We start from the raw sequence: 7,447 nt of genomic DNA on the forward strand, positions 1-7,447 counted from the left end.
CATCGCCTTCAATGTTCGCGGAACGAGGACCAGAAGCTGCCGACGAGCGGTTCCAGCGCATAGTCGAGCGCGGTGCGCTTGCGCAGCGGGATCAAGATTTCGACCGGCATGCCGGCGCGCAGCTCAAAATCCTTGCCGCGAACCTTGGCGATCTCGTCGATCTGGTCGCGCGGCACGCGGATGTCGCCGGTAAAATAGGTCATGCCCGTTTTCTCGTCGGTGAAGCTGTCGGCCGACAGCCGGGTCAGCGTGCCTTCCAGATTGGGTAGCGAGCGTTCGTGCAGCCCCGGGAATTTGATCATCGCGCGCTGGCCGGTGACCAGGTCGTCGGCATCCTCGGGCGCGATGCGCGCCTGGATGATCAGCGGTTCGCGCTGCGGCACGATGTCGAGCAATTTCTGCCCCGGCGCGATCACCCCGCCGGGGGTGAAGACGCTGAGCCCGACGACGGTGCCGGTCGACGGCGCGCGGATCTGGGTGCGCGCCAGTTGCTCGCGCGCCGCCTTCAGCTGCGGCAGCAATTCGCCGAGCCGCGTCTCGACATCACGCAGGTCGGCGGCGGTCCGTTCGTCGAAGCTCCGTTCGGCCTCGAGAATCTGGATCCGGCTTTCGCTCGCGGCACTCGCCGATTGCGCGATGCCGGCATCGGACCGGCCACGATCGCCTTCGAGCGCGGCGCGCTGGCGCTCGAGATCGCGAATGCGGGTCTTCGAGACAAAGCCCTTTTCGGCGAGCGGTTCGAGCGCCGTGATCTGTTCGTCGATCAGCCGGATCTGTTCGCGCGCCGAGCGCGTCTGCTCGCCGAAACCCCTGCCCTGCGCGCCCGACTGGACCGCGCGTTCGCCGAGCGAGCCACGCTGCGCCGACAACACGCCCAGCCGCTCGTTAAGCTCGCGCTGCTGCTGGCGTAGCGCCTGCGCCGCAGCGGCGCGGTCGTCCGCGCCCAGCTCGGCAAATTCGGGGGGCGGCGCGACGGTGCGCGACCCGGTCTGCTCGGCCTCCAGCCGCGCACGCTGGGCGAGCAGGCGGATCGCCTGCGCCTGCATCGCGCGTTCCTGCGCCTTCACCTCGGGCGAAGCGAGCTCGACGAGGATCTGGCCGGCGCGCACCTGATCGCCCTCGCGGACATGGATCGCCGACACGATGCCGCCGTCACGATGCTGCACCGCCTGGCGCTGGCCATAGACCGCGAGCGCGCCCTGCGCATAAGCGGCGGCGTCGAGCCGGAAAAAGGCCGCCCAGCCAAGGAAGAAGACAAAGAACAATCCGGCGATGATCGACCCGCGGCGGATTTCGCTGCTCGGATCGGCGACCTGCGCCAGATCGCCCGATGCGGGCTCGGACGGCGGGATCAGGATGGGGGCGGTGTTTGTCACAGACTCACCACCTTGCCGCCCTGCCCGCGCTGTTGCGGCGGCGGCGCGAGTTTCTTCAGCACCTCGTCGCGCGGCCCGATCAGTTCGAGGCGACCCGCGCGCATCAACAGCACGCGATCGACGACGGGCAAAATGCTGGTCTTGTGCGACACGATCAGGATCGTCCGGCCCTCGCCCTTCAACCGCTGGAGCGCCGCCGCGAGCAGCGCATCGCCCTCGGCGTCGAGATGGGCATTGGGCTCATCGAGGATCAGCACGGATGGATCGCCATAGACCGCGCGCGCCAGCGCGATGCGCTGCGCCTGCCCCGCCGACAGCCCGCGCCCGCCCAGTTTGAGTATATGGTCATAGCCGCCGGGCAGCGACAGGATCAGGTCATGCGCCCCGACCTTTTGCGCCGCCGCGACCACTGCGGCGTCGACCGCGCTGCGCTCGGCGCCGAGTTCGAGGGTGAAGCGCGCGATATTCTCGGCGATCGTCCCCGCGAACAGCGACGCTTCCTGCGGCAGATATCCGATGTGCTGCGCCAGCCGTTCGGGGTTCCAGTCGCTCCGGTCGGCGCCGTCGATGCGCACCGTGCCCCGGTCGGCGAGGATCGCGCCGGCGATCAGCCGCACCAGCGTCGACTTGCCCGCCCCGCTCGGGCCGATGATCGCAAGCACCTCGCCCGCCGCAACGTCGAAACTCACCGCCTGGACGATCGCGGCGTCGCGCGTTTCGTTGAGGATCGTCGCATTGTCGATGCCGAGCACGCCCTTCGGAGCAGGCAGTTCGGTCGCATCATGCGCGATCGGCTGCGCCGCGAGCAGTTCGTCGAGGTTCCGGTAGCTTTGCCGCGCCTGGCCGATCGCCTTCCAATTGCCGATCAGCTGCTCGATCGGCGCCAGCGCGCGCGCGATGAGGAAGGAGGAGGCGAAGATCGCACCGACCGAGATCAGATTGTCGACGGCGAGCAACGCGCCGAGCCCGAGCGCGAGCGACTGGAGCGCGAGGCGGACGAATTTGGTGGCGGTCAGATAGCCGCCAGCGGCAAAGCTCGCGTCGGTCTGGGCGCCGAGCATCGTCTGGCGCTGGCGCAACTGGCGCGCGACGAGGGCGCGGCGCATCCCGAGCGCCCGCACCGCCTCCGCCGCATGGAGCATCGCGTCCTGATGCGCATAGGACGCACTGGCGATCGCCTGTGCCTCGTCGAGCCGGTCGCGCGTCGCGCGCTCGTTCGCCCATGCGATGGCGGGCAGCGCGAGGCAGCCGAGCAGCGCGACCAGTCCGATCCACGGATGCACCATCGCGCAGACGAGGATGTAGATCGGCACCCAGGGCGCGTCGAACAGGGCCAGGATCGCGGCGCCGGTCAGCCCGCCGCGCAAGGCATCGAAATCGCGGAGCGCCGCGCGCGCCGCCGGCAGGTCGGGGCGGCCGACCGTGGCGTCGAGGATCGCGGGCGCGAGCAGCAGGTCGAGATGCACCCCCATCCGCACCAGCAGCCGCGCACGCAGCCGATCGAGCAGCGACAGCGTCGCGAGCGCCAGCAGCAGCACGGCGGTCAGGAAAAACAGCGTCTGCAGCCCGCGCGTCGGCACCACCCGGTCATAGACCTGAAGCATGTAGAGCGTCGGCACGATATAGAGGATGTTGACCAGCGCGCTGAACCCCGCCGCCGCCATGATATGGCGCCGGCACGCGGCGAGCGCGGCGCCGAGCGGGGTCTGCGGGCTCGCCGCGCGCGCGGTCATCGTCCCGCCACGAAACGCCGCCGCCCGGTCGCGATGACCCGACGGCGGTGGTTATCATTCGGGAAAGAAATAATAGCCTGCATCGAAATCCAAGATGGGAATCAATTTGTCGGAGCAGACCAAACAGGAAATCGCCGACATTGTCGAGCAAACCATCGCGTCGGGACGGATGGTCCAGACAACGGGTTGGCGCCGCGAAGATCACCTCAAGGATCTTCCGGACTCCGAACAGCGTCTGCAGGCGTATCGGCTTTGACCGGCGAAACCGCCTCAGTCGGCCCAACCCTTGTCGCGCGCGACGCGCTCGGCGGCGGCATCGAAGGGATCGCCCGCCATCATCGCTGCTGCGTCGGCGGCGAGGGCGCCCGACGACGCCTGGCGATAATCGCTGTCGGCCTGCCCGCCCATCGTGCGTTCGAGCGTCCAGCGCCCGGCGTCCTGGCATCCGATCCCCGACAGGTCGCGGGCCGCGAAGCTGCGGCAATAACGGCCTTGCCTGTCCCGGAAGCTGAGCCCGATGCGTATGTCGCTGCCGGCCGGCTGGTTCGACGCCAGCTGCGTGTCGAGCGCGGCGGCAAGCCCGCCCGACGCGACGAGCGCGTCCCGCGTCTGGGCGACGTCGGCAACCGGCGTCCACGGCCGCAGCCCGAGCGTCAGCCCGAGCACCAGCGAAGCCGCGATCGCGCCCCAATGGACCGGGGCGAAGCGCGACCGCTTCGCCTCGCGGCGGTCGGCGAGGCTGGTGTCGAGCGTCGGATCGATCAGGAGTGCGCGGAGCCGGTCGGGCACCGCTTCCTCCGCCACCGGTGCATAATGGGCCGTCAGCTGCGCTTTCAACGCGCGGTGGCGGGCGATTTCGGCGGCGAGCGCTGCGTCGCTTTCCGCTTCCCGCGCGATCCGCCGCGCGGTCAGATCGTCGAGTTCGCCGTCGACGAAGGCGGCGACGGTGATGGGATCGAAACTCATGCCGCCTCTCCCAGCAAATGCATCAAGGTTTCGCGCCCGCGCGCGAGCCGCGACGTGACGGTCCCGATCGGGATCTCCAATATCTCGGCGGCTTCGCGATAGGCATAGCCTTCGACGAGGACGAGCATCACCGCCTCGCGCTGCTCGTCGGGCAGGCGCATCATCGCGCTGTCGACGTCGCCGCGCAGCGCCCCGGCCTCGACCTCGGCGGCACCATCGCCCTCGACCTGCACCGCCGCTTCGTCGATCGGCGCATGCACGCCGCGCCGCGCCGCCGCGCGGCGCTCGTCGATCCAGAGATTGCGGGTGATACGGTACATCCAGCTGTCCAGTCTCGTTCCTTGCTGCCATTGATCCCGCGACTTCAAGGCGCGCTCGATCGCCGCCTGGCACAGGTCGTCGGCGTCGTTCACACCCCGCGTCAACCCGCGCGCAAATCGGCGCAAACGGGGCAGCAGCTCGATCAGTTCCTCTTCGAAGCGCATTGTCGCCTTTTCGATTGTCTGAGGAAGAAACGACGACCTTCTATCGTTTCTTCCGCATCCTGCTAAAAAATTATCGCAAACGGCCGCCGGCCTGAGGACAGAATACAGATGACCCGATTGTGGACGATAGCCCTGGCGCTTCCCTGCCTCCTGTTCGGCGCGACCGATCAGCGGGTGCTGGCGCAGGTCGCGTTGCCGCAGGTGCAACTGCCCGACGCCGCGCGTACCCTTCCCACCCTGCCCGTCATCGATGCCGAGCCGCTGATCGCGGCGAGCCAAAGGCTGACCCAGCTGCGGACCGACCGGATCACCGCGCTGGTGCGCGGCAACCGCGACCGCATCGAACTCGACGAGCGCGGCGAGCCCGCCGTGCGCGGCGTGCTCGTCGCCAGCGGCGTCGACGACGCCATGATCGCGCGCGCAGCGACGGAGGGTTTCGCGCTCGTCGACCGTGAGCATATCGAGGGGCTCAACCTCGACTTCGCGCGCTTTCGCGTTCCCGATGGACGCAGCATCGGCCGCGCCCGCAAGCTGCTCGCCCGGCTGCTGCCCGACGCCGAGGTCGACGTCGACAATCTCTATTTCGCGAGCGGACCAGGCGGCGCACTGCCGCAATCCGCACTGGCGGCGACGGCGGTCGGCGGACAGGCCAGCCTCGGCCTGATCGATGGCGGCGTCGCGGCACATCCCTCGGTCGCCGGGCGGGTCGAGCAGCGCGGCTTTGCGAAAGGTGCGCCGTTGGCCAGCCGGCACGGCACCGCCGTCGCGTCGCTGCTTGTCGGCAGCGGGTCGGTGCGCGGCGCGGCGCCCGGACAGCGGCTGCTCGCCGCCGACGTCTATGGCGCCGACCCGGCGGGCGGCAACGCCAGCGCGATCGCCCGCGCGCTCGGCTGGCTTGCCCAGAACGGCGTTGCGGTGACGACGATCAGCCTTGTCGGCCCCGACAACAAGCTGCTGTCGGCGGCGGTCACGCGCGCGCAGCAGCGCGGGATGCTGATCGTCGCCGCCGTCGGCAACGACGGGCCCGCCGCACCGCCCGCTTATCCCGCATCCTATCGCGGCGTGCTCGCGGTCACCGGGGTCGACGCCAAGGGCCGCGCGCTGCCCGAGGCCGGTCGCGCCCTGCATATCGACTTTGCCGCGCCCGGCGATGCGGTGCTGGCGGCCACCGGTGCGAGCAGCAGCGAAGCGCTGCGCGGCACCTCTTTCGCGGCGCCGCTCGTCGCCGGCCGGCTCGCGCTCCGCTATCCGGCCCCGTCGATCGATCGCATCGGCCCCGCCGTCGCCGCACTCGTCATGGAGGCCCGCGATCTCGGCAAGAAGGGGCGTGACAAAATCTATGGCCACGGGCTGATCTGCGAGCATTGCGGCGGTCGCTGACGCCGCCGCTTTTTTTTTCGGAAGAAAAGGCGAAGCGCCATCGTTCTCTCCTCAGGCCCGACCTTCCGGGCCGCGAATTCAGGAGCAGGACAATGGCAAACCGCATCTTCATTTCGGCAGTCGCGCTCGCCGCATCGGCCATGGCTTTCTCAGCGCCCGTATCGGCGCAGTTGCTCGGCGGCAGCGGCGGCCTCGGCGGAAATCTGGGTGGCGGCCTCGGCGGGACGCTCGGCAATCCGACCGGGCCGATTGGCGGCACCCTCGGATCGACCGGCGATCTGACCGGATCGGGCCGCGGCGATGCGCAGGTCGATCGCCGTTCGGGCCGCGTGCAGGGCAAGGGCAAGGCCGACGCCAATGGCAAGGGCTCGCTCGACGGCAATGGCAATCTGCTCGGCAACGGCATCGGCGGCAACGCCAATGGCGCCGGTAACGCCTCGGGCAATGGCAGCCTCGATGCGCAAGCGGTCGGCACCGATTTTGTCGGGCAGACGGGACGCGGCGCGCTCGATACGGCGCGGGGCACCGCCTCGACCGCAACCGGCACCGCGCGCGGCGCGGTCGGCAATGTCCGCGATCAGGCCGGCGGCGCGGCCTCCGGCCTGTCGGGCTCCGCAAATGGCGCCGCCTCGGCGGCGGGCAGCTTTCAGGGCAGCCTGGGACAACTCGCCGCCGCAGGCAGCGGTGCGGCGAGCGGAAACGGCATGTTTGCGGTCGAGCCCGGCATGCCGGTCACCGATCCGCGCGGCAAAGTGATCGGCTATGTCCAGGAACTGCGCCAGACCGGTCGCGGCGTCGTGCAGGCGGTGACCGTCGAGGTGGGCGACCGCGTCGCGACGCTTCCCGCCGCAAGCTTTGCCGGGTCGGGGGACGTGCTCGTCACCGGCATGACCAAGGGGCAGCTCAAGGATACCGCCGAACAACAGGAAGACGCCGGGAGCGCGCCGGCGAGCGCCCCCGCACCGCAGACGGCGCGGCAGGGCCAGCGCGCCGAACGCGGCAACACGCGCAACGACTAATCGGCCGGATCGTCCGGACATCATGTGCTCCGGCCCTCGGGCCGGGGCACCTTTTCATTTGGCCATGTGCTGGACCGTCAACCATCGCGCGATGTCGCTGCCCCTTTTCACCGCATGAGCGGCGCACCTCAGGGCCGATAGGGGATCGCGTCCGGCAGGACGATGCCGACCCGCGCCGCATAACCCTCCCACGCCGCCGCGAGCGCGGCCTTGCGATCGGGATGGACGAGCGACAGGTCGCGTGTCTCGCCCGGGTCGCGGGCTATATCGAACAGCCGCCAGCTGCCGTCGCCGACGTCGGTCAGTTTCCAGTCGCCGACGCGATAGGCCCGCGAACCGAAAAGTTCGCTGCCGACGCCATCGTCCGGACCATAGATGATCGCCGACGGATCGCGCAGCCAGCGCGCCCACGACCGGCCAGTGATCGGGCGAACCTCGCGGCCCGCGACCCGGGTCGCGCCGGCATCGACGCCAGCAAGGTCGAGCAG

Annotated in this window: 7 protein-coding genes and 1 pseudogene; 3 read left to right on the forward strand and 5 right to left on the reverse strand. The window is 69.8% G+C overall.

The window, feature by feature from the left end; translation table 11 throughout:
• Positions 1-8: 8 nt before the first annotated feature.
• The gene (locus ACREB7_RS12450) at positions 9-1,376 is read right to left on the reverse strand and encodes an HlyD family type I secretion periplasmic adaptor subunit (RefSeq protein ID WP_431592593.1); all 1,368 of its coding nucleotides are present in this window, start codon (positions 1,374-1,376) and stop codon (positions 9-11) included.
• On the reverse strand, positions 1,373-3,109 hold the full coding sequence (locus ACREB7_RS12455) for a type I secretion system permease/ATPase (RefSeq protein WP_431592594.1): 1,737 nt from the start codon (positions 3,107-3,109) through the stop codon (positions 1,373-1,375). Before ACREB7_RS12455 ends, ACREB7_RS12450 begins: the two co-directional genes overlap by 4 nt.
• 94 nt (positions 3,110-3,203) lie before the next feature.
• Between ACREB7_RS12455 and ACREB7_RS12460 the strand changes: the two genes are divergently transcribed.
• A complete protein-coding gene (locus ACREB7_RS12460) occupies positions 3,204-3,365 on the forward strand; it encodes a hypothetical protein (RefSeq protein WP_431592595.1) in 162 nt (53 codons plus the stop codon).
• 14 nt (positions 3,366-3,379) lie between these two features.
• On the opposite strand, the gene ACREB7_RS12465 is transcribed toward ACREB7_RS12460, so the two are convergent.
• Together ACREB7_RS12465 and ACREB7_RS12470 are read right to left on the reverse strand one after the other, a co-directional pair.
• Positions 3,380-4,075, reverse strand: coding sequence for an anti-sigma factor family protein (locus tag ACREB7_RS12465; protein WP_431592596.1), 696 nt, complete (start codon positions 4,073-4,075; stop codon positions 3,380-3,382).
• On the reverse strand, positions 4,072-4,560 hold the full coding sequence (locus tag ACREB7_RS12470) for an RNA polymerase sigma factor (protein WP_431592597.1): 489 nt from the start codon (positions 4,558-4,560) through the stop codon (positions 4,072-4,074). Before ACREB7_RS12470 ends, ACREB7_RS12465 begins: the two co-directional genes overlap by 4 nt.
• Before the next feature lie 108 nt (positions 4,561-4,668).
• Here ACREB7_RS12470 and ACREB7_RS12475 point away from each other — a divergent pair, with 108 nt between their 5' ends.
• Entirely contained in the window at positions 4,669-5,940 is a 1,272-nt protein-coding gene (locus ACREB7_RS12475) for a S8 family serine peptidase (protein WP_431592598.1), read from the forward strand.
• Between the two features lie 92 nt (positions 5,941-6,032).
• Positions 6,033-6,959 carry a hypothetical protein gene (locus ACREB7_RS12480; protein WP_431592599.1) on the forward strand — a complete coding sequence of 309 codons (927 nt, stop codon included), beginning with the start codon at positions 6,033-6,035 and terminating at the stop codon, positions 6,957-6,959.
• 128 nt (positions 6,960-7,087) lie between these two features.
• Here the strand turns inward: ACREB7_RS12480 and ACREB7_RS12485 are convergent.
• Positions 7,088-7,447: pseudogene (locus tag ACREB7_RS12485) on the reverse strand (arylsulfatase); the annotation flags it as partial.

Source organism: Sphingopyxis sp. (assembly GCF_050725615.1).
Taxonomy (GTDB): Bacteria; Pseudomonadota; Alphaproteobacteria; order Sphingomonadales; family Sphingomonadaceae; genus Sphingopyxis.

Bases quoted from the DNA above. Each gene is read 5' to 3' on its own strand.
- ACREB7_RS12455 (WP_431592594.1), bottom strand. From the start codon at position 3,109: ATGACCGCGCGCGCGGCGAGCCCGCAGACCCCGCTCGGCGCCGCGCTC.
- ACREB7_RS12460 (WP_431592595.1), top strand. From the start codon at position 3,204: ATGGGAATCAATTTGTCGGAGCAGACCAAACAGGAAATCGCCGACATT.
- ACREB7_RS12465 (WP_431592596.1), bottom strand. From the start codon at position 4,075: ATGAGTTTCGATCCCATCACCGTCGCCGCCTTCGTCGACGGCGAACTC.
- ACREB7_RS12470 (WP_431592597.1), bottom strand. From the start codon at position 4,560: ATGCGCTTCGAAGAGGAACTGATCGAGCTGCTGCCCCGTTTGCGCCGA.
- ACREB7_RS12475 (WP_431592598.1), top strand. From the start codon at position 4,669: ATGACCCGATTGTGGACGATAGCCCTGGCGCTTCCCTGCCTCCTGTTC.
- ACREB7_RS12480 (WP_431592599.1), top strand. From the start codon at position 6,033: ATGGCAAACCGCATCTTCATTTCGGCAGTCGCGCTCGCCGCATCGGCC.